Raw genomic sequence first — 21,678 nt, forward strand, 5'->3', positions numbered from 1 at the left:
CCACGGGCCTCCCGGCCGCCGGTCGGGCACGTCGTGCGTCGCAGCGGACCGACGTCGGCCGGCACGCCCCGCGACGCACGAGGCGCCGCCGTCCCCGGCGGCGCCTCGACGACACGGACGTCGCCCAGCGGCGACGCCCCGGCCTAGAAGGTGAAGACCTGCGGCAGCAGCGGGTCGATGCCCACGGCGATGAAGAGCAGCGTCAGGTAGGTGATCGAGCTGTGGAAGACGCGCATCGGCTGCACGTGCTCGACGTGCTGGATCGCCCGCGAGTACAGCCGGTGGGCCTCGACGACGAACCAGATGCCGCCGGCCAGTGCGACGACCGTGTAGAGCGGCCCCATGTGCGCGACCGGGATGAGGAGGAGCGAGCAGACGAGCGTCGCCCAGGCGTACAGGACCACCTGCAGGCCGACGACGGTGCGGCCGCGGACGACGGCGAGCATCGGGACGTCGGCGGCGTCGTAGTCGTCGCGGTACTTCATCGAGAGCGGCCAGTAGTGCGGCGGCGTCCAGAGGAAGATGACCATGAACAGGATGACCGGGGCCCAGGTGAGCGACCCGGTGACGCCGGCCCAGCCGATGAGGACGGGCATGCAGCCCGCGGAGCCGCCCCAGACGATGTTCTGCGGGGTGCGGCGCTTGAGCCACAGCGTGTACACGAACACGTAGATGAGGATCGCGACGACGCTCAGCGCGGCGGCGAGCCAGTTCACCAGGAACCCGAGCACCGCCGTGGAGAGCACGGCGAGGACCCACGAGAACACGAGGGCCTCGCGGTCGGAGAGCTCGCCGGTGACGAGCGGCCGCGTGCTCGTCCGCTTCATGAGGCGGTCGATGTCGCGGTCGATGTAGCAGTTGAACGCCGACGCGGAGCCGGCGGACATCGCGCCGCCGAGCATCGTCCAGAAGACGAGCCACAGATCCGGCACACCGCGCTCGGCCAGGAACATCGTCGGCGCCGTGGTGACGAGCAGCAGCTCCATCACGCGCGGCTTCGTCAACGAGACGTACGCACGGACCTTGCGCGACAGGACCGAACGGGGTCGGTCGGTGTCTGGCCGGGTCACGGTGGCAGTCGGCAAGGGAACCTCAGTCTGTTCGCATCAGCTCGCACACTCGGTGGACGACTGCGGCGGCGTCCGGGCATGCGCTGACCCGGAATGTCCACGGGTCCCGATCAGTTTACGCGATGGAAGCGCCGCGACGGTGCCCCGCTCCGACATCCCGACCGGATCCGCGGCGGACCCCGACGCCGCCGACACGCCCGGCGGGGAGCACCGACGGCTGCCCGGGCGCCGACTTCGGAGGTCTCCTGAACCCCCTCTGAGTGCCGGGTCACTATGCTGGACATGCCCTCCCGCAGTGCGTGCCCCGATGACGTCGGCGTGACGAGCCGGTCGGCCGCCGCTCGACGGCGACACGACTCGGCCCCGGGATGGCCACATGTCCGTGCGATGGCACGAGCCCTCGCACATGTCGCATCAAGAAGGGTCAACATCCAAGTGGCTGAATTCACCTGGGACGCCATCGACCGGAAGGCCGTCGACACGGCCCGCGTACTCGCCGCCGACTCGGTCGAGGCCGCCGGCAACGGTCACCCCGGCACCGCGATGAGCCTCGCTCCGCTCGCCCACCTGCTCTTCCAGAAGGTGATGCGTCGCGACCCGAGCGACTCCACCTGGATCGGCCGCGACCGCTTCATCCTCTCCGCCGGTCACGCCTCGATCTTGCAGTACGTGCAGTTCTACCTGCACGGATACGGCCTCGAGCTCGAGGACCTCCAGCACCTGCGCAAGTGGGGCTCGAAGACCCCGGGTCACCCGGAGTACGGCCACACCGACGGTGTCGAGATCACCACCGGCCCGCTCGGCCAGGGCCTCGCCAGCGCCGTGGGCTTCGGCTACGCGCAGCGCTTCGAGCGCGGCCTGTTCGACCCGGAGACCGCCGACGGCGAGTCGCCGTTCGACCACTTCACCTACGTGATCGCCGGTGACGGCGACATGCAGGAGGGCGTCACGAACGAGGCCGCGAGCCTCGCCGGCCGCCAGCAGCTCGGTCGCCTCGTGGTCTTCTACGACTCGAACCAGATCTCGATCGAGGACGACACCGACATCTCCTTCTCGGAGAGCGTCCCGGACCGCTACGAGGCCCTCGGCTGGCACGTCCAGACCGTCGACTGGAAGCAGACCGGCGAGTACTCGGAGGACGCAGAGGCGCTCTTCGCCGCGGTCGAGGCCGCCAAGGCCGTCTCCGACAAGCCGTCGCTCATCGTCCTCAAGACGATCATCGGCTGGCCGTCGCCGACCAAGCAGAACTCCGGCAAGATCCACGGCTCCGCCCTCGGTGGCGAGGAGCTGAAGGGCCTCAAGGAGGTCCTCGGCTTCGACCCCGAGCAGACCTTCCACGTCGACCCCGAGGTCCTCGAGTACACCCGCGGCGCCGTCGCCAAGGGCCAGGCCGAGCACGCCGAGTGGCAGAAGACCTTCGACGCGTGGGCCGCGGCCAACCCGGAGAAGAAGGCGATCCTCGACCGCATCAACGCGGGCGAGCTCCCCGAGGGCCTCGAGGAGGCGCTGCCGGTCTTCCCGACCGACAAGGCCGTCTCGACCCGCGCCGCCTCCGGCAAGGTCATCAACGCCATCGCGCCGCTCATGCCCGAGTTCTGGGGTGGTTCGGCGGACCTCGCCGAGTCGAACCTCACCACGATCGAGGGCGCCAAGTCCTTCGGTCCGGCCGAGGCCTCGACGAAGGCCTGGAGCACCGACCCGTACGGCCGGGTGCTGCACTTCGGCATCCGCGAGCACGCGATGGGCTCGATCCTGTCCGGCATCGTGCTGCACGGGAACACCCGCCCCTTCGGCGGCACGTTCCTCATCTTCAGCGACTACATGCGTCCGGCGGTCCGTCTCGCCGCGCTCATGCAGGCGCCGGCGATCTACGTCTGGACGCACGACTCCGTCGCCCTCGGCGAGGACGGCCCGACGCACCAGCCGATCGAGCAGATCTCCTCGCTCCGTGCGATCCCCGGCCTCGACGTGGTCCGCCCCGCCGACGCCAACGAGGTCGCCTACGCCTGGCTCGAGATGCTCAAGCACACCGACCGCCCGGCCGGCATCGCGCTGAGCCGTCAGAACCTCCCCGTCTTCGAGCGTGGCGAGGGCGAGGCGTCGGGTGAGACCTTCGCGTCGGCGAAGAACGTCGCCAAGGGTGCGTACATCCTGGCCGAGGCGCCGAACGGCACCCCGGACGTGATCCTCATCGCGACCGGTTCCGAGGTCCAGATCGCCGTCGAGGCCCGCGAGCAGCTCAAGGGCGAGGGCATCAACGCCCGCGTCGTCAGCGCACCGTCGCTCGAGTGGTTCCGCGCCCAGTCCGAGAACTACCAGGACCAGGTGCTCCCGAAGGACGTCACCGCACGCGTGTCGGTCGAGGCCGGCATCGCCATGAGCTGGCGCGACATCGTCGGCGACAAGGGCCGCAGCGTCTCGATCGAGCACTTCGGTGCCTCGGCCGACTACCAGACGCTCTTCAAGGAGTTCGGCTTCACGACGGAGCACGTCGTCGCCGCCGCGAAGGAATCGATCGCGGCTTCCTGACCCACCGGGGCCGGGTCCGGTCACCCGGATCCGGCCCTTCTGCCGGGAGGCGCGGCTCGCCTCCGCCAGCCACCTCCCGGCCCCCCACACCACGACTCCACGGCTCCGGTCGTCGCCACGACGCCGGGCCGGTCGACGAAAGAAGAAGAGAAACACATGGCTGACACCACCCCCACCGCCGCCCTCTCCGCGGTCGGCGTGAGCATCTGGCTCGACGACCTCTCCCGTGAGCTCCTCGAGACCGGCAAGCTCACCGAGCTCATCGAGCAGAAGAACGTCGTCGGCGTGACGACGAACCCGACGATCTTCGCGTCGGCCCTCGCCAAGGGCGAGCGCTACGACTCGCAGGTCAAGGAGCTCGCCGCTGCGGGCACCGAGGTCACCGAGGCGATCTTCGAGATCACCACGCAGGACGTCGCGAACGCGTCCGACGTCTTCAAGCCGATCTACGACGAGACCAAGGGCTTCGACGGCCGTGTCTCGATCGAGGTCGAGCCGGGCCTGGCCCACGAGACCGAGAAGACCATCGAGCAGGCCAAGTTCCTGTTCGAGAAGGTCGGTCGCGAGAACGTCCTCATCAAGATCCCCGCCACGGTCGAGGGCCTCGAGGCCATCACCGAGGTCATCGGCGCCGGCATCTCCGTCAACGTCACGCTGATCTTCTCGCTCGAGCGCTACCGCGCCGTCATCGACGCCTACCTCGGTGGGCTCGAGAAGGCCAAGGCCGCCGGCCACGACCTCTCCAAGATCCACTCGGTCGCCTCGTTCTTCGTCTCGCGCGTCGACTCCGAGATCGACAAGCGCCTGGACGCCGTCGGCACCGACGAGGCCAAGGCCCTCAAGTCGAAGGCCGGCATCGCCAACGCGCAGCTCGCCTACCAGGTCTGGACCGAGGCGTTCGCCTCCGAGCGCGCCCTCGGCCTGCTCGAGTCCGGTGCGAACACGCAGCGCCCGCTGTGGGCCTCGACCGGCGTCAAGGACCCGTCGCTCCCCGACACGCTCTACGTGACCGAGCTCGCCGCCCCGAACACGGTCAACACCATGCCGGGCAAGACCCTCGACGCGACCTTCGAGCACGGCGAGATCCACGGCGACGCGATCGCCGGCTCGTTCGACGACGCGCAGCAGGTCCTCGACCAGCTCGCCGCGCAGGGCATCGACTACGACGACGTCGTGGCGCTCCTCGAGAAGGAGGGCGTGGACAAGTTCAACGTGTCGTGGGGCGAGCTCGTCGACACCGTCAAGGCCGCGCTCGAGGGCGCGAAGTAGTGACGGTTTCCATCGCAGCCAGCGGCGATGCCGCGCGGGCCATCGAACAGGTGGTCCCGCGGCTCGTCGCTGACCTGGTGGCCTCGGGCATCACCGCCCAGGACGCCGACCTGTGGGGAGCCGACGCCGAGGCCGAGGCGTCGAAGCGCCTCGGCTGGGTGGAGGCCGTCTCGGTCTCCCGCCCGCTCGTCGCCGAGGTGTCTGCACTGCGCGAGTCGCTCATCGCCGACGGGGTCGACCGTGTCGTCCTCGCCGGCATGGGCGGCTCGTCGCTCGCGCCCGAGGTCATCACCCGGACCGCGGGCGTCCCGCTGACCGTGCTCGACTCGACCGACCCGGCCCAGGTCCGGGCGGCCGTCGCCACCGACCTCGAGCGCACCGTGCTCGTCGTGTCGTCGAAGTCCGGCTCCACGCTCGAGACGGACTCGCAGCGTCGGGTGTACGAGCAGGCCTTCCGTGACGCCGGCATCGACCCCGCCCGCCGCATCGTCGTCGTGACCGACCCGGGCTCCGAGCTCGAGGCCACCGCGACCGCGGCCGGGTACCGCGTCTTCACCGCCGACCCGACCGTCGGCGGCCGCTACTCCGCGCTCACCGCGTTCGGCCTCGTGCCCTCGGGGCTCGCGGGTGCGGACATCGCGGAGCTCCTCGACGAGGCGGACGCCATCTCGGCACTGCTCTCCGTCGACCTCGACGAGAACCCCGGGCTCGTGCTCGGCGCGGTCCTCGCCGGGACGGAACCGCTGCGCGACAAGATCGCGATCGTGCCGGACGGCACCCACATCGTCGGCTTCGGCGACTGGGTCGAGCAGCTGATCGCCGAGTCGACCGGCAAGGACGGCCGCGGTCTCCTGCCCGTCGTCCTGCACCCCGACTCCCCCGAGGTCACCGCCGGCCTGCCCGACGTCCAGGTCATCCGCCTGGTCGGATCGCGCGAGGACGAGCGCCACGTCGTCGAGGGCGAGGTCGAGATCACCGGCACGCTCGGTGGGCAGATCCTCGTCTGGGAGTACGCCGTCGCGGTCGCCGGGCGTCTGCTCGGCATCAACCCGTTCGACCAGCCCGACGTCGAGGCCGCCAAGGTCGCGACCCGGGGACTGCTCGAGGACCGTCCCGTGCCGGCCGAGCCGGCGTTCTCCGAGGACGGCATCGCCGTCCGCGCGACGCCTGGACTGCCCGTCGGGACGACGCTCGCGGAAGCCGTGTCGGGCCTCCTGTCCGGACTCGACGCGACCGGCTACGTGTCGGTGCAGGCGTACGTGGACCGCACCGCGAACGGCGACCTCGAGTCGCTGCGCGACGCGATCGCGGCGCGCACAGGCCGCCCCGTCACCTTCGGGTACGGCCCGCGGTTCCTGCACTCGACCGGGCAGTACCACAAGGGCGGACCCGCGAACGGCGTCTTCCTGCAGATCGTGGCCGACGAAGCGGAGGACCTGGCGATCCCGGGCCGTCCCTTCTCGTTCGGCCGACTCATCCAGGCCCAGGCCGCCGGTGACGCGAGTGTCCTCGCGCAGCACGGCCGGCCGGTCCTGACCCTCACGACGTCGGACGTGCGCGCCGCCACCGCGGCCATCGCCTCCGCCGTCTCACACTGACCCCCGAAGGAGTTCACCGACTCATGTCACCGGTGGCTGTCACTCCGGAGCACAACCCGCTCCGACTGCCCACGGATCGTCGACTGAACCGGATCGCGGGACCGAGCACGCTCATCATCTTCGGCGTGACGGGCGACCTGTCCCGCAAGAAGCTGATGCCCGCGGTCTACGACCTGGCAAACCGGGGGCTGCTGCCCCCGGGGTTCGCGCTCGTCGGCTTCGCCCGACGCGACTGGGAGGACCAGGACTTCTCCCAGCTCGTGCACGACGCGGTCAAGGAACACTCCCGCACCCCGTTCGACGAGGACGTCTGGCGTCAGCTCGAACAGGGCATCCGCTTCGTGCAGGGCTCGTTCGACGACCCCGAGGCGTTCCGCGAACTCAAGCGGACCGTCGACGACCTCGACGCCGAGCGCGGGACGCTGGGAAACCACGCGTTCTACCTGTCGATCCCGCCGAAGATGTTCCCGGTCGTCACCGAACAGCTCAAGCTGTCCGGCCTGACCGAGAAGCGCGACGGCTCCTGGAGCCGCGTGGTCGTCGAGAAGCCGTTCGGCTCCGACCTCCGCACCGCGCGCGAGCTGAACGCGATCGTCGAGAGCGTCTTCGCCCCCGACGACGTGTTCCGCATCGACCACTACCTCGGCAAGGAGACCGTCCAGAACCTGCTGACGCTCCGCTTCGCGAACCAGATGTACGAACCCATCTGGAACTCGAACTACGTCGACCACGTCCAGATCACGATGGCCGAGGACATCGGCGTCGCCGGACGTGCCGCCTACTACGACGGCATCGGCGCAGCGCGCGACGTCATCCAGAACCACCTGCTGCAGCTCCTCGCGCTCACCGCGATGGAGGAGCCCGTCTCGTTCAAGGCCGCCGACCTGCGTGCCGAGAAGGAGAAGGTGCTCTCCGCCGTGCGCCTGCCCGAGGACCTGTCGACCGCCACCGCGCGCGGACAGTACGCCGGCGGCTGGCAGGGCGGCGAGAAGGTGCTCGGGTTCCTCGACGAGGCGGGCATGGACCCGCAGTCCGGCACCGAGACCTACGCGGCGATCAAGCTCGACATCGCGACCCGTCGCTGGCAGGGCGTCCCGTTCTACCTGCGTGCCGGCAAGCGACTCGGCCGCCGCGTGACCGAGATCGCCATCGTGTTCAAGCGCGTCCCCGAGGACGTCTACGGCAACAGCCAGTCGCCGCTCGGACAGAACGCGCTCGTCATCCGCGTGCAGCCGGACGAGGGCGTCACGCTCCGCTTCGGCTCGAAGGTCCCCGGCGTCGGCACCCAGGTGCGCGACGTGACGATGGACTTCGGCTACGGCCACGCGTTCACCGAGGCATCCCCCGAGGCGTACGAGCGACTCATCCTCGACGTGCTCCTCGGCGACCCGCCGCTGTTCCCGCGGCACCAGGAGGTCGAGCTGTCCTGGAAGATCCTCGACCCGATCGAGGAGTTCTGGGCCACGCAGGGCCAGCCCGAGCAGTACCGCCCCGGCACGTGGGGTCCGGCATCCGCCGACGCCCTGCTCGCCCGCGACGGCCGGACCTGGAGGCGTCCATGAAGATCGACATGCCGAACACCACGGTCTCGAAGATCCAGAAGAAGCTCGTCCACATCCGCGAGGAGGGCGGCGCCGTCGCACTCGGACGCGTCCTGACCCTCATCATCTCGACGGCCCTGGGCCACGAGGAAGAGGCGATCGAGGCCGCGAACGAGGCGTCCCGTGAGCACCCGATGCGCGTCATCATCGTGTCGAAGAACGACGGCGACACGAAGTCGCCCGGGCGCCTCGACGCGCAGATCCGTGTCGGCAGCGACGCGGGCGCCAGCGAGGTCATCGTGCTGCGCGCCTACGGCGAGACCGCGACCGACGAGGAGAGCCTGGTCACCGGCCTGCTCCTGCCGGACGCCCCCGTCGTGGCCTGGTGGCCGCAGACCGCCCCGGAGCAGCCGGCCGCCTCGGCGCTCGGCCGCATCGCCCAGCGCCGGATCACCGACGCCGCCGCGCAGAAGGACCCGAACGGGGCGATCGAGGCCCTCGGGGCCTCGTACGTGCCGGGCGACACCGACTTCGCGTGGACCCGCCTGACCCTCTGGCGGAACCAGCTCGCCGCGGCGCTCGACCAGCCGCCGTACGAGCCGATCACCGCGGTCGAGGTCAGCGGCGCGTTCGACAGCCCGTCGACGATCCTGCTCGCGGCCTGGCTGCAGCTGCAGCTCCAGGTGCCGGTGTCGGTCGTGACGTCGCCCCGTGCGACCGGTTCGAGCGGCATCCACGGCGTCAAGCTGGTGCGCGAGTCGGGCACCATCGACCTCGAACGGTCCCTGGTGGACGTGGCGACGCTCTCGATGCCCGGACAGCCGACCCACGACCTGTCGCTGCCACGCCGCAACCTGCGCGACTGCCTGGCCGAGGAACTCCGTAGACTCGACCCGGACGTCCTCTTCGGAGACGTCGTCAAGCACGGGGTCGCCCAGCTGCGCGAGACCATCGCCCGCTGAGCACCCCACACGGCCGTCCGGACCGGCCGTCGCCCGCACACCACGGGCGACGGCCGGAGGGACGGTCGGACCGAAGGCCGTCGCCCGACCGGTCGGCCGCCACGAACACGGGAGTCATGTGACCAACGAACGGCGGGTGCTCGTGCACCCGGACAAGCAGGCCCTCGGCGCTTCGGTCGCCGCACGCTTCATCACGAAGATCATCGACGTGCTCGACGAGCAAGAGCGCGCCGACATCGCCATCAGCGGTGGCTCGGTGTCGTCGCTGGTGCTCGCGGCGATCGCGCAGTCGCCGGCGCACGAGAGCGTCGACTGGTCCAAGGTCCACGTGTGGTGGGTCGACGAACGCTGGGTGCCCGCGGGTGACGCGGACCGGAACACCACCGGGACGCAGACCGACTTCTTCGACCACGTCGACATCCCCGAGGCGAACATCCACCCGATGGCCACCTCGGACGCCGGACTCTCGATCGACGAGGCCGCCGCGCAGTACGAGCGCGAGCTGCAGGACGCCGCGCCCGAGGGTGCCGTCGCTCCCCGGTTCGACATCACCCTGCTCGGCGTCGGCCCCGACGGTCACACGGCCTCGCTCTTCCCCGAGTTCCCGCAGCTCGCGGTGAAGGACCGCGCCGTCGTGTCCGTCGACGACTCCCCCAAGCCGCCGCCGCAGCGCCTGACCGTCACCTTCCCGGTGATCAACGCCTCCCAGCGGGTGTGGGTCATCCTGTCCGGTGCCGAGAAGGCCTCCGTCCTCGGGCTCGCCCTGGCCGGCGCCGCCGTGGACGAGGTCCCTGTCGGTGGCGTGCAGGGTCGGAAGCGCACGGTGTTCTTCGTCGACCAGGACGCCGCCCGCGACGTCCCCGAGAACCTCATCGCGTCGACGTACTAGCCACGTCGTCCTGACGACCACGAGACCCGGTGCCGATCGGCACCGGGTTTCGTGCGTTCCGGGCGCCGGGGCCGACGTGGCGGGGTTCCAGGCCGAGGTGCCGGGCCGCCTCGGCGCCGAGTGGTCACGACGTGCCGTCCGTGTGCCGCCGAGGTCGCACGACGTGTCGCCTCGTCTCGCGCCGAGCGGCACTTCCTGCGCCCTCGGCATCCACGACGTGGCATGTCGTGACCACTCGGCGACCCGGTTCGGGCCCCATCGGGGGCGCACCCACGGAGCACGTGCCGATGCCGCGTGGTCCCGTCGCGCCACCGTGGGGGCGCGAGGGTGCGGAACCTGTCGCCCGACTCCGCGCCGAGCGACAGGTCGTGCACACTCGGCGTCCGGATGCGGCATGTCGCAAGCACTCGGGAGGCAGGAGCCCGCGCGGGAGCCGGTGCCGGCGCTGCGCCTGCGCGTCCGCGACAGCTCGCCCCCGGGGCCGACAGTCGGGACGCCAGGACGCCACCGTCGAGGCGCAGCCCCCGACGAGACGAGCCCACGCAGCACCAGACGCACGAAGGCCCCCGGACCGGAACGGTACGGGGGCCTTCGTCGCGCTCGGTGCGCTAGTCCTTCTTCGCGGTGCCGCGTCGCTCGCGGAGCTGCTGGAGCGCGTCCTCGAGGAGCTGCGCTGCCTCTTCCTCGGTGCGGCGTTCCTTCACGTACGCGAGGTGCGTCTTGTAGGGTTCGGTCTTGGAGACCACGGGCGGGTTCTCCTTGTCGCGACCGGCCGGGAGTCCGGTGGACGGCGAGTCGACCGTCTCGGGGATCTCCTCGTCGGGGAGGTTCGCGGCGAAGTACCGGACGACCTCGTTGCCGAGGGCGTCCCAGTAGGAGATCGCCACACGCTCTGCCTGGACCCCGCGGTCCTGCTCCCCCATCGGGCCGGCGCCGACGCGGGACCCTCGGATTGCACTGCCTCCGCTAGCCATGGATCAGACCCCCGCCGTGAACTTGTTGATGAGACCGAGCACGATGATGCTGACGATCCAGACCAGACCGAGGATCACCGTGATGCGGTTGAGGTTGCGCTCGGCCACGCCGGACGCACCGAGGTTGCTCGTCACACCGCCACCGAACATGTCGGAGAGGCCGCCACCGCGGCCCTTGTGCAGCAGGATGAGGAGCGTGAGCAGGAGGCTCGTGATTGCGAGCAGGACCTGCAGCACGACGGAGAGTATCGCCACGACGTACCTTTCGTGTCAGTCAGCCGTATCAGTGTACCGGCCGCGCGGAGCACGGCCGGTACCTGGACGGGAGTGGTGCGGACTACAGCCCGACGTGCTGGCGGAAGCGCGCGATGGCCGCGAACTCCTGCACGTCGAGGGACGCGCCGCCGACGAGGGCGCCGTCGATGTCCGGCTCGCGGAGGAACCCGGCGATGTTGCCGGACTTGACCGATCCACCGTAGAGCACGCGGGTGTCCGCTGCGGCCTGCTCGCCCCAGACGTCGGCGATGCCGCGACGGATCGCCGCGCACTCGTCCTGCGCCTGCTCGGCAGTGGCGGCCTGACCGGAGCCGATCGCCCAGACGGGCTCGTAGGCGACGACGATCTCGGCCGGCTGCACCGCGTCGAGCACGACACGGAGCTGCTCGACGGGGACGACGCCGGCGCCGCGCTCCTCGCGCTGCGCACCGGTCTCACCGACGCACACCACGGGGACCAGGCCGTGCTTGACGGCCGCCGCGGTCTTCGCGGCGACGACCTCGTCGGTCTCACCGTGCATCGTGCGCCGTTCGGAGTGCCCGACGATGACGTACTGGGCGTCGAGCGCGGCGAGGAAGGCTCCCGACACGTCGCCGGTGTAGGCACCGGAGTCGTGCTGCGAGAGGTCCTGCGCACCGAAGCGGATCGACAGCTTGTCGGCCGAGATGAGCGTCTGCACGCTGCGCAGGTCGGTGAAGGGCGGGAACACCGCGACCTCGACGTCGTCGTGGTCGTGGCGTGCGTCCTTCAGCGTCCACGCGAGTTTCTGCACGGTGGCGATGGCCTGGAGGTGGTCCAGGTTCATCTTCCAGTTGCCGGCGATCAGGGGCGTACGAGTCATCGCGACCACCCCAGTGCCTCGAGGCCGGGGAGCGACTTGCCCTCGAGGAACTCGAGGCTCGCCCCACCACCGGTGGAGATGTGCCCGAACTGGTCGTCCGAGAACCCGAGCGACCGCACGGCCGCGGCGGAGTCGCCGCCGCCGACCACGCCGAGGCCGTCGACCTCGGTCAGGGCCTGCGCGACCGTCTTCGTGCCGGCGGCGAAGGCCGGGAACTCGAACACGCCCATCGGGCCGTTCCAGAACACGGTCTTCGACGCGGAGACCGCGGACGCGAACCGCGCCGCCGTCTCCGGACCGATGTCGAGGCCGATGCCGTCCGCCCCGAAGGACGACGACTCGATCGCGTCCGCGGCGACGGTCTCGTGCGACGCGTCGGCCGCGAACCCGGACGCCACGACGACGTCCGTCGGCAGGTCGATCGTCACGCCGAGCTCCTTCGCCCGCGAGAGGTACTCGCGGACGACGTCGAGCTGGTCCGCCTCGAGCAGCGACTTCGCGACCCCGTGGCCCTGGGCCGCGAGGAACGTGAAGAGCATGCCGCCGCCGATGCACAGGGTGTCGACCTGCGGCAGGAGGTGGTCGATGACGCCGAGCTTGTCGCTGACCTTCGACCCGCCGAGCAGGACCGTGTAGGGCCGCTCCGGTGAGGTGGTGAGTCGCTCGAGCACGCCGAGCTCGGTCTCGATGAGCGAGCCGGCCGCGGACGGCAGCGCCGACGCGAGCTCGTAGACCGACGCCTGCTTGCGGTGCACGACGCCGAACCCGTCGGAGACGAAGGCGTCTCCGAGGGCGGCGATGCGCTCCGCGAACGCGTGGCGGGCGTCGGCGTCCTTCGAGGTCTCCTCCGGGTTGAAGCGGAGGTTCTCGAGCAGCAGGACGTCGCCGTCCTCGAGGGCCTCGGCGGCAGCGGTGGCCTCGTCGCCGACGGTCTCGCCGACGAACGTGACCGGCTTGCCGAGCAGCTCGGACAGCCGCTGACCCACCGGCGCGAGCGAGAACTCCTGCGCGGGCTTCCCGTCGGGACGGCCCAGGTGGGAGATCACGATGACGCGCGCGCCGGCGGTGATCAGCGTGTTCAGGGTGCTCAACGACGCGCGGACGCGGCCGTCGTCCGTGATCGTGCCGTCCTTGAGCGGGACGTTCAGGTCACAACGGACGACGACGCGCTTGCCGGCGAGGTCGCCGAGGTCCTCGAGGGTGCGGAGGGCCATGTGTTACAGACGCTCGCCGACGTACTCGGTCAGGTCGACGAGGCGGTTCGAGTAGCCCCACTCGTTGTCGTACCACGAGGTGATCTTCACGAGGCCGCCGATGACCTTGGTCAGGCCGGAGTCGTAGATCGAGGAGTGCGGGTCCGTCGTGATGTCGGTCGACACCAACGGGTCCTCGCTGTAGAGCAGGATGCCCTTGAGCGGGCCCTCTGCGGCCTCCTTGTAGGCGGCGTTGATCTCGTCGACGGTGACCTCGGACTTGGTCTCGAGGGTGAGGTCGGTGATCGAACCGGTCGGGACCGGCACGCGGAGCGCGAAGCCGTCGAGCTTGCCGGCGAGCTCGGGCATGACCTGGCCGATGGCCTTGGCGGCACCGGTCGAGGTCGGCACGATGTTCAGCGCGGCGGCGCGGGCACGACGGGGGTCCTTGTGCGGGCCGTCCTGCAGGTTCTGGTCGGCGGTGTACGCGTGGACCGTGGTCATGAGGCCACGCTCGATGCCGAACTTGTCGTTGAAGACCTTGGCGAGCGGCGCGAGGCTGTTCGTGGTGCACGACGCGTTCGAGATGATGTGGTGGTTCGCCGGGTCGTACTGGTCCTCGTTCACGCCGAGCACGACGGTGACGTCGTCACCGGTCGCCGGGGCGGAGATGATGACCTTCTTGGCACCCGCGTCGATGTGCTTCTGCGCATCGGCGGCCTTGGTGAAGAAGCCGGTCGACTCGATGACGATGTCGACGCCCAGCTCGCCCCAGGGCAGGTTGGCGGGGTCGCGCTCGGCCAGGACCTTGATCGGCTTGCCGTCGACGACGATGCTGTCGCCGTCGAGCTCGACGGAGACGCCGAGACGACCCGTGACGGAGTCGAACTTCAGCAGGTTCGCCAGTGCGGCGTTGTCGGTGAGGTCGTTCACCGCCACGATCTCGAGGTCGGAGCCCTTGGCGAGGGCGGCCCGGAAGAAGTTACGGCCGATGCGGCCGAAGCCGTTGATACCGATCTTGACGGTCAATGGATCTCCTGGTGGGTGTGGAGCGCCCGGGGGGCGCTGCTTTCGGAGGCGCGCGCCCTGGCGGGCCCGCGTGTGGTGGACGATACGCCCCGTAACGTCGCCGTAACGACCCTAGCAGTCGGACCCCGCGCGACACCGCCGGATGACGGCAGCTGTGGGCAGGCCCACAGACGGACGGGAGGCGCAGTGCCAGCTGGCACCGCGCCTCCCGTCCGGAACGTCGTCACGACCGTCGCTCAGGCCCCCTCGAGCTCCTCGGGGACGCTCGCTTCGGTGCCCGGGATGCCGAGGTCGGACGCACGCTTGTCGGCCATCGCGAGCAGGCGGCGGATGCGGCCGGCGATGGCGTCCTTCGTCATGGGCGGGTCGGCGTGCTGGCCGAGCTCGTCGAGCGAGGCGTCGCGGTGCTGCAGGCGCAGCGTGCCGGCGTACTGCAGGTGGTCCGGGACCTCGTCGCCGAGGATCTCGAGGGCGCGCTCGACGCGGGCGCAGGCGGCCACGGCGGCCTGGGCCGAGCGGCGCAGGTTCGCGTCGTCGAAGTTGACCAGGCGGTTCGCGGTGGCGCGGACCTCGCGGCGCTGGCGCATCTCCTCCCAGTCGGCGGTGGTGCGCGCGGCACCCATCACCGTGAGCATCTGCCCGATGGCCTCGCCGTCACGGACGACCACGCGGTGCACCCCGCGGACCTCGCGGCCCTTCGCGGCGACGCCGAGCCGCGAGGCGGCGCCGACGAGCGCCATCGCGGCCTCGTTGCCCGGGCACGTGACCTCGAGCGCCGCGGCCCGACCCGGGTCGGTCAAGGTGCCGGACGCGAGGAAGGCGCCGCGCCAGATGGCGGCGAGGTCCTCGCGGTTGCCGGTCGTGAGCCGGTTCGGCAGCCCGCGGACGGGGCGGCGACGGGCGTCCATCAGACCGGTCTGGCGCGCGAGGGTCTCCCCAGCCTCGAGCACGCGGACCAGGTAACGGGTGCCCCGACGGGCGGACGCCGACGAGCCGACGGAGGCCTCGCTGCGGACGCCGTAGAGCTCGGCGAGGTCCTTGCGGACCCGGTGGACGATGATCCGGGTGTCGAGCTCGACCTCGACCGCGATCCGCCCCGAGATGACGTGCAGGCCACCCGCGAACCGGAGGATCGTGGCGAGTTCGGCGGCGCGGACCGTGTTGCGGCTCACGGCGACCCTGGCCAGTTCGTCCTTGACCTCGGCAGTCAACGGCACAGCATCATTCCTAACGTTTTCTGGTGGTCCCGCGGGTCCGGCACCCGTGCGTGGGGAGCGGCCGGAGGGACGGTCACTCCCGGCCGAGATCTCGGTTCTTCACCCGCACGGCGACGTTGGGCATCCCGCGGAGGAGACTCGCCAACTCGGCGACGATGGCGACCGAGCGGTGCTTGCCGCCGGTACAGCCGATGGCGATCGTAGCGTGTCTTTTGTTCTCGCGCTGGTACCCCTCGAGCACGGGCTCGAGCACGGAGGCGTACCGGTCGACGAACGGACGGGCTCCGGACTGGGCGAGCACGTAGTCGGAGACGGGTCGGTCGAGGCCGGTGTGGGCCCGCAGTTCCGGGACCCAGTAGGGGTTCGGCAGGAACCGGACGTCCGCCACCATGTCGGCGTCGGCGGGCAGCCCGTACTTGAAGCCGAAGCTCATCAGGGTCACCTGCACACCGACGAAGTGGTCGTCGGCGAACTTCTCGGTGACGGTGTTCGCGAGTTGGTGGATGTTCAGGTCCGAGGTGTCGATCACCATGTCGGAGGCCTCGCGCAGCCCCGCGAGCCGGGTGCGCTCCCGCGCGATTCCGTCGAGCAGGGTGTCCTCGGCCTGCAGCGGGTGCGGCCGGCGGACCTGCTCGAAGCGACGCACGAGGACGGCGTCGGTGGCCTCGAGGAACAGCACCCGGACCCGCGCCGACGTGCTCGACCGGACCTGCTCGACCGCCTGCTCGAGGTCGGTGAAGAACCGTCCGCCGCGGACGTCGACCACCGTGGCGATCTTCGGGATCTTCTCGCCCGCGCGGTCCGCGAGTTCGGTGAGCGGGGCGAGCATCTGCGTCGGCAGGTTGTCGACCACGTACCAGCCGAGGTCCTCGAGGGCCTTGCCGACCGTCGAGCGCCCGGCCCCGGACATGCCGGTGACGATGAGGATGTCGTGTTGCGACGCGTGCGGCGTCGTGGTGGCGCTGTCGGTCATCTGGGAGTGGGCTCCGTCGTGGCGGCCCGGGCGCGTCGCCCGGGGAGGTCTCGGCTGCGGGTCCAGGCTACCGTCCGGCCGACGGCCGGCCTCGCGGGACGTCCGGTTCCGGCAACGGATCCACCGTGGTCGACGGACGGGGGCCCGGGGGGCTCGTGGGGCGTCACGACGGTCGCTGCGGACCGTCGGCGGTCACGTCCGGCACCCGCACCGACCCGGACGGCACGCTGCCCGCGGGCGGGCCCGACGGCGCCTCGGCGCTGGTCGGGGCACCGACGCTCGTCGGGCCGTCGGCGCTGGTCGGGCCGGCGACGCTGGTCGGGCTCTCGGCGCTCGTCGGACCGTCCGCACTCGTCGGACCGTCGGCGCTCGTCGGGGTCTGCGCCAGCTTCGCGACGACCGCGGCCGCGGTGGCCGGTCCGACGCCGTTCACCTCGCCGATCTGCTCGGCGGTCGCCTCGCGCAGCCGCGCGACGGAGCCGAAGTGCTTGAGCAGCGCGTTGACCCGCGTCGGGCCGAGGCCCGGGATCTCGGACAGTCTCGACCGGACGTCGCGCTTGCGCCGGGTGCGCTGGTGGGTGATGGCGAAGCGGTGCGCCTCGTCGCGGATGCGCTGGATGAGGAACAGGGCCTCGGAGTTGCGCGGCAGGATCACCGGGAAGTCGTCGTCGGGCAGCCAGAGCTCCTCGAGGCGCTTCGCGATGCCGACCAGGGCGACGTCGTGCACACCGGCTTCGTCCATCGCACGCTTCGCCGCCTGCACCTGGGGCTGACCGCCGTCGACGATGAGCAGCTGCGGACGGTACGCGAAGCGCTTCGTCGGCTTCGACCCCTCGACGACCTCGTCGGTCGTGACGTCGGGGACGTCCGGCAGCTCGGCGTCCTCGTCGAGGCGGGCGAGCCGCCGCGACAGGACCTGGTACATGCTGTCGGTGTCGTCGGTGGTCTCCGCGATCGTGTACCGGCGGTACTGGTCCTTGCGGGGCAGGCCGTCCTCGAAGACGACCATCGAGGCGACGACGTTCGTCCCCTGCAGGTGCGAGATGTCGTAGCACTCCATCCGGAGCGGCGCCTCCGTCATGCCGAGGGCGTCCTGGATGTCGGCCAGCGCCGCCGAGCGCGTGGTGTAGTCCGCGGAGCGCTTGGTCTTGTAGAGCATGAGCGCCTGCGCGGCGTTCTGTGCCGCGGTGCGGGCGAGTCCCGCCCGGTCCCCGCGCTGCGCGGTGCTGAGCTTCGTGCCGCGACCGCCGCGCCGCTCGCTGAGCCACTGCTGCAGCGCGTCGGCGTCCTCCGGCAGGGCCGGGACGACGACCTCGCGCGGTGGCTCGTCGGTGACGTAGTTCGCCTGCACGATCTGCTCGACGAGCTCCCCCGTCGCGATGTCGAGTTCCTTGTCGACGACCCATCCGCGCACACCGCGGATGCGTCCGCCACGGACCGAGAACAGCTGCACCGCGGCGGCGAGCTCGTCCTCCGAGATGCCGAACAGGTCGAGGTCGACGGAGTCGCGGAGCACGACCGCGGACTTCTCGAGCACCGCCTCGAGGGCACCGACCTGGTCGCGGTAGCGTGCGGCCTGCTCGTACTGCATGGCGTCGGCCGAGGCGCCCATGCGCTGGCGCAGTTCGGTGATGACCCGGCGGTCGTAGCTGCCCATGAACCGGACGAACTCCTCGACGAGCGCGCGGTGCTCCTCGATGGTGACCTTCTGGGAGCACGGCCCGCCGCACTTGCCGATCTGACCGGGGAAGCAGGGCTTGCCGGTCTGCATCGCCCGCTTGTAGGACGAGTCCGAGCACGTCCGGATCGGGAACACCTTGATCATCAGGTCGATGGTGTCGTGGACAGCCCAGATCTTCGGGTAGGGCCCGAAGTACTTGGCCCCCTTGATCTTGCGGTTGCGCGTCACCATCACCCGGGGCGCCTCGTCCGCCATGGTGATCGCCATGTACGGGTACGACTTGTCGTCCCGGAACTTGACGTTGAACGGCGGGTCGAACTCCTTGATCCAGGTGTACTCGAGCTGGAGCGCCTCGATCTCGGACCCGACGGTCGTCCACTCGACGCTCCGCGCCGTCAGGACCATGCGCCGCGTCCGCTCGTGCAGGGTGGGCAGCGGGGCGAAGTAGTTGCTCAGCCGGGCGCGGAGGTTCTTCGCCTTGCCGACGTACAGCACCCGGCCGGCCTCGTCACGCCAACGGTAGACGCCGGGGTCGGTCGGGATCTCACCAGCCTTCGGGCGCCACGGGACGGTGTCCGCCACCTACCGAGCACCCGCCTTCTGCTTCGACCCCGCCTGCTTCTGGGTCGCCTGGCGCGCCCCGACCGCCTGCTGCTTGCCGACCCGGGCGTCCTGCGCGTCGAAGATCTCGCGCAGGAAGACGCCGGTGTGGCTCTCCGGGACGTCCGCGACGTGCTCCGGCGTACCCGTGGCCAGCACGGTGCCGCCGCCGGCACCGCCCTCGGGGCCCATGTCGATGACCCAGTCGGCGGACTTGATCACGTCGAGGTTGTGCTCGATCGTGATGACGGTGTTGCCCTTGTCGACCAGGCTCTGCAGCACCAGGAGGAGCTTGCGGACGTCCTCGAAGTGCAGACCCGTCGTCGGTTCGTCGAGCACGTACACCGTGCGGCCGTTCGACCGGCGCTGCAGCTCGGTCGCGAGCTTGACGCGCTGCGCCTCGCCGCCGGACAGCGTCGTGGCGCTCTGGCCGAGCCGGACGTAGCCGAGGCCGACGTCGACCAGGGTCGCCATGTAGCGGTGGATCGCGGAGATCGGCTCGAAGAACTCGGCCGCCTCGCTGATCGGCATGTCGAGGACCTCGGAGATGCTCTTGCCCTTGTAGTGCACCTGGAGCGTCTCGCGGTTGTACCGTGCGCCGCCGCAGACCTCGCACGCGACGTAGACGTCGGGCAGGAAGTTCATCTCGATCTTGATCGTGCCGTCACCCGAGCAGTTCTCGCAGCGGCCGCCCTTGACGTTGAAGCTGAAGCGACCGGGCTGGTAGCCGCGGGTCTTCGCCTCCGGGGTCTCGGCGAAGAGCTGGCGGATGCGGTCGAACACGCCCGTGTACGTCGCCGGGTTCGACCGCGGCGTGCGGCCGATCGGCGCCTGGTCGACGTGCACGACCTTGTCGAGCTGGTCGAGCCCCTTGACGCGGGTGTGCTTGCCCGCGATGTGCCGGGCGCCGTTGAGCTGGTTCGCGAGCACCTTGTACAGGATGTCGTTGACCAGGGTGGACTTGCCGGAGCCGCTCACGCCGGTCACCGCCGTGAAGACCCCGAGCGGGAAGTCGGCGTCGATCGTCTTGAGGTTGTTCGCACGGGCGCCCTGGACGCTGATCGTGCGCTTGAGGTTCACCTTGCGCCGCTCGGCGGGGACCTCGATCGCGCGTCGTCCGGCCAGGTAGTCACCGGTGACCGACTCGCGGTTCTCGATGATGCCCTCGTACGAGCCGGAGTGCACGACGCGGCCGCCGTTGACGCCCGCACCCGGACCGATGTCGACGACCCAGTCGGCGGTGCGGATGGTGTCCTCGTCGTGCTCGACGACGATGAGCGTGTTGCCGAGGTCCTTGAGCTTGACGAGCGTGTCGATGAGCCGACGGTTGTCGCGCTGGTGCAGGCCGATGCTCGGCTCGTCGAGCACGTAGAGCACGCCGGTCAGGCCGGAGCCGATCTGGGTCGCGAGTCGGATGCGCTGGGCCTCGCCACCCGAGAGGCCGCCGGCGCCGCGCGCCAGGGTCAGGTAGTTGAGACCGACCTCGAGCAGGAACTCGAGGCGGGCACGGATCTCGCGCAGTACGGCCGCGGCGATGTGCGCCTCGCGGTCGGTCAGCTCGAGCGTCTCCATGAACGCGTAGGCGTTGTCGAGGGACATGTCGGTCACGTCGGCGATGCTGCGACCGTCGACCGTCACCGCGAGGACCTCGGGCTTGAGGCGGGTCCCGTCGCACACGGGGCACGGGACCTCGCGCAGGTAGCCCTGGAAGCGCTGACGCTGCGAGTCCGACTCGGCCTCGGCGAACTTGCGCTCGATGTAGGGCATGACGCCCTCGAAACCGCTCGTGTAGCGCATCTCGCGGCCGAAGCGGTTGCGCCACGACACCGACACCTGGAAGTCCTTGCCGGTGAGGATCGCCGCCTGCACCGACGGGTCGAGCCGGTTCCACGGGGTGTCGAGGTCGAACCCGAGCTCCTTGCCGAGACCGGCGAGGAGCTTCTCGAAGTACGAATACAGCCCGCTCGTCCCGGTCCAGGGCAGCAGGACGCCGGACCGCAGCGAGGCCTCGGGGTCGCCGAGCACCAGGTCGGGGTCGACGGACATCCGGGTGCCGAGCCCGGAGCACTCCGGGCAGGCACCGAAGGGTGCGTTGAACGAGAAGGTGCGCGGCTCGATCTCGGTGAGCGCCAGCGGGTGGTTGTTCGGGCAGGACAGGTTCTCGGAGTAGGTGCGGACCGCCCCGGGCCCCTCGTGGTCGACGAGGTCGATGCCCACCGTGCCGTTCGTCAGGCGTAGTGCGGTCTCGAGGGAGTCGGTCAGGCGGCCGAGGATGTCGTCGCTCGACACGAGTCGGTCGACGATGACCGAGATGTCGTGCTTGACCTGCTTCTTCAGCTTCGGCGGGTCACTCAGCTGGACCCGCTCGCCGTCGACGATCGCTCGCGCGTAGCCCGACGCCGCGAGCTCCTGGAAGAGGTCGACGAACTCGCCCTTCTTCTTCGAGACGACCGGAGCGAGCACCTGGAAGCGGGTGCCGGACTCGAAGGCCATGAGCTGGTCGGCGATCTGCTGCACGCTCTGCTTGCTGATGACCTCACCGCAGGTCGGGCAGTGCGGCACACCGATGCGCGCCCAGAGCAGACGCATGTAGTCGTAGACCTCGGTGATCGTGCCCACCGTCGACCGCGGGTTGCGGTTCGTCGACTTCTGGTCGATGGAGACCGCGGGCGACAGGCCCTCGATGAAGTCGACGTCGGGACGGTCGACCTGGCCGAGGAACTGGCGCGCGTACGCGGAGAGCGACTCGACGTAGCGGCGCTGCCCCTCGGCGAAGATCGTGTCGAAGGCCAACGAGGACTTGCCCGATCCGGACAGCCCGGTGAACACCACGAGGGAGTCGCGCGGGATCTCGAGGTCGACGTTCCGCAGGTTGTGCACCCGGGCGCCGCGGACGCTGAGCGTCGTGGAGCTCGTGGGCGTCGTCACGCCGGGGAGGTCGGGATCGGTCGGCTCGCCGAAGGCGTTCCGGCCGGGGGTCGCAGTGCCGCGGTCAGAGGTGATTGTCATCGCCGACGATTCTACGAAGTGGGTCCG

The 21,678-nt window shown here is 70.4% G+C and carries 16 protein-coding genes; 6 read left to right on the forward strand and 10 right to left on the reverse strand.

Annotation, left to right across the window (positions count from 1 at the left end; translation table 11 throughout):
• Positions 1–143 precede the first annotated feature (143 nt).
• Positions 144–1,070, reverse strand: coding sequence for a heme o synthase (locus tag BIU97_RS03990; protein WP_071255633.1), 927 nt, complete (start codon positions 1,068–1,070; stop codon positions 144–146).
• A gap of 435 nt (positions 1,071–1,505) precedes the next feature.
• Here BIU97_RS03990 and tkt point away from each other — a divergent pair, with 435 nt between their 5' ends.
• From tkt to pgl, 6 genes are all read left to right on the forward strand, one after another.
• Positions 1,506–3,599: a transketolase gene (gene tkt / locus BIU97_RS03995; protein ID WP_071255634.1), complete on the forward strand. Its 2,094-nt coding sequence runs from the start codon at positions 1,506–1,508 to the stop codon at positions 3,597–3,599.
• A 156-nt stretch (positions 3,600–3,755) separates the two neighbouring features.
• Positions 3,756–4,868, forward strand: coding sequence for a transaldolase (gene tal / locus BIU97_RS04000; RefSeq protein WP_071255638.1), 1,113 nt, complete (start codon positions 3,756–3,758; stop codon positions 4,866–4,868).
• Entirely contained in the window at positions 4,868–6,466 is a 1,599-nt protein-coding gene (locus tag BIU97_RS04005; RefSeq protein WP_071255641.1) for a glucose-6-phosphate isomerase, read from the forward strand. Before tal ends, BIU97_RS04005 begins: the two co-directional genes overlap by 1 nt.
• 23 nt (positions 6,467–6,489) lie before the next feature.
• The gene (zwf, locus tag BIU97_RS04010; RefSeq protein WP_071255644.1) at positions 6,490–8,028 is read left to right on the forward strand and encodes a glucose-6-phosphate dehydrogenase; all 1,539 of its coding nucleotides are present in this window, start codon (positions 6,490–6,492) and stop codon (positions 8,026–8,028) included.
• On the forward strand, positions 8,025–8,969 hold the full coding sequence (locus tag BIU97_RS04015) for a glucose-6-phosphate dehydrogenase assembly protein OpcA (protein WP_071255648.1): 945 nt from the start codon (positions 8,025–8,027) through the stop codon (positions 8,967–8,969). The genes zwf and BIU97_RS04015 overlap by 4 nt, the downstream gene beginning before the upstream one ends.
• A 118-nt stretch (positions 8,970–9,087) precedes the next feature.
• Positions 9,088–9,858 carry a 6-phosphogluconolactonase gene (pgl, locus tag BIU97_RS04020; protein WP_071255650.1) on the forward strand — a complete coding sequence of 257 codons (771 nt, stop codon included), beginning with the start codon at positions 9,088–9,090 and terminating at the stop codon, positions 9,856–9,858.
• A gap of 608 nt (positions 9,859–10,466) precedes the next feature.
• Here pgl and BIU97_RS04025 read toward each other — a convergent pair.
• The 9 genes from BIU97_RS04025 to uvrA all read right to left on the reverse strand — a co-directional run bounded on the left by BIU97_RS04025 (position 10,467) and on the right by uvrA (position 21,651).
• Positions 10,467–10,832 (reverse strand): RNA polymerase-binding protein RbpA, encoded by a 366-nt coding sequence (locus BIU97_RS04025; RefSeq protein ID WP_071255653.1) that lies wholly within the window; start codon positions 10,830–10,832, stop codon positions 10,467–10,469.
• Between the two features lie 3 nt (positions 10,833–10,835).
• Positions 10,836–11,087 (reverse strand): preprotein translocase subunit SecG, encoded by a 252-nt coding sequence (gene secG, locus BIU97_RS04030; RefSeq protein WP_017887256.1) that lies wholly within the window; start codon positions 11,085–11,087, stop codon positions 10,836–10,838.
• An 82-nt stretch (positions 11,088–11,169) separates the two neighbouring features.
• Positions 11,170–11,949, reverse strand: a complete 780-nt coding sequence (tpiA, locus tag BIU97_RS04035) for a triose-phosphate isomerase (RefSeq protein ID WP_071256380.1) — start codon at positions 11,947–11,949, stop codon at positions 11,170–11,172.
• Positions 11,946–13,163: a phosphoglycerate kinase gene (locus BIU97_RS04040; RefSeq protein WP_071255656.1), complete on the reverse strand. Its 1,218-nt coding sequence runs from the start codon at positions 13,161–13,163 to the stop codon at positions 11,946–11,948. The genes tpiA and BIU97_RS04040 overlap by 4 nt, the downstream gene beginning before the upstream one ends.
• Positions 13,164–13,166: 3 nt before the next feature.
• Positions 13,167–14,171 carry a type I glyceraldehyde-3-phosphate dehydrogenase gene (gene gap / locus BIU97_RS04045; RefSeq protein ID WP_071255659.1) on the reverse strand — a complete coding sequence of 335 codons (1,005 nt, stop codon included), beginning with the start codon at positions 14,169–14,171 and terminating at the stop codon, positions 13,167–13,169.
• A 236-nt stretch (positions 14,172–14,407) separates the two neighbouring features.
• On the reverse strand, positions 14,408–15,388 hold the full coding sequence (whiA, locus tag BIU97_RS04050) for a DNA-binding protein WhiA (protein WP_071255661.1): 981 nt from the start codon (positions 15,386–15,388) through the stop codon (positions 14,408–14,410).
• 73 nt (positions 15,389–15,461) lie between these two features.
• Complete coding sequence (gene rapZ / locus BIU97_RS04055; protein ID WP_071255664.1) at positions 15,462–16,361, reverse strand: RNase adapter RapZ; 900 nt, start codon at positions 16,359–16,361, stop codon at positions 15,462–15,464.
• Between the two features lie 163 nt (positions 16,362–16,524).
• On the reverse strand, positions 16,525–18,624 hold the full coding sequence (uvrC, locus tag BIU97_RS04060; protein WP_071255669.1) for an excinuclease ABC subunit UvrC: 2,100 nt from the start codon (positions 18,622–18,624) through the stop codon (positions 16,525–16,527).
• Positions 18,625–21,651: an excinuclease ABC subunit UvrA gene (uvrA, locus tag BIU97_RS04065; protein ID WP_254782887.1), complete on the reverse strand. Its 3,027-nt coding sequence runs from the start codon at positions 21,649–21,651 to the stop codon at positions 18,625–18,627.
• Positions 21,652–21,678 lie beyond the last annotated feature (27 nt).

It is taken from the genome of Curtobacterium sp. MCBA15_009, assembly GCF_001864895.1.
Taxonomy (GTDB): Bacteria; Actinomycetota; Actinomycetes; order Actinomycetales; family Microbacteriaceae; genus Curtobacterium.

What these genes read in the sequence shown, in the direction of transcription:
- tal (WP_071255638.1), top strand. Translation starts at nt 3,756, where the DNA reads ATGGCTGACACCACCCCCACCGCCGCCCTCTCCGCGGTCGGCGTGAGC.
- zwf (WP_071255644.1), top strand. Translation starts at nt 6,490, where the DNA reads ATGTCACCGGTGGCTGTCACTCCGGAGCACAACCCGCTCCGACTGCCC.
- BIU97_RS04015 (WP_071255648.1), top strand. Translation starts at nt 8,025, where the DNA reads ATGAAGATCGACATGCCGAACACCACGGTCTCGAAGATCCAGAAGAAG.
- BIU97_RS04025 (WP_071255653.1), bottom strand. Translation starts at nt 10,832, where the DNA reads ATGGCTAGCGGAGGCAGTGCAATCCGAGGGTCCCGCGTCGGCGCCGGC.
- tpiA (WP_071256380.1), bottom strand. Translation starts at nt 11,949, where the DNA reads ATGACTCGTACGCCCCTGATCGCCGGCAACTGGAAGATGAACCTGGAC.
- BIU97_RS04040 (WP_071255656.1), bottom strand. Translation starts at nt 13,163, where the DNA reads ATGGCCCTCCGCACCCTCGAGGACCTCGGCGACCTCGCCGGCAAGCGC.
- rapZ (WP_071255664.1), bottom strand. Translation starts at nt 16,361, where the DNA reads ATGACCGACAGCGCCACCACGACGCCGCACGCGTCGCAACACGACATC.
- uvrA (WP_254782887.1), bottom strand. Translation starts at nt 21,651, where the DNA reads ATGACAATCACCTCTGACCGCGGCACTGCGACCCCCGGCCGGAACGCC.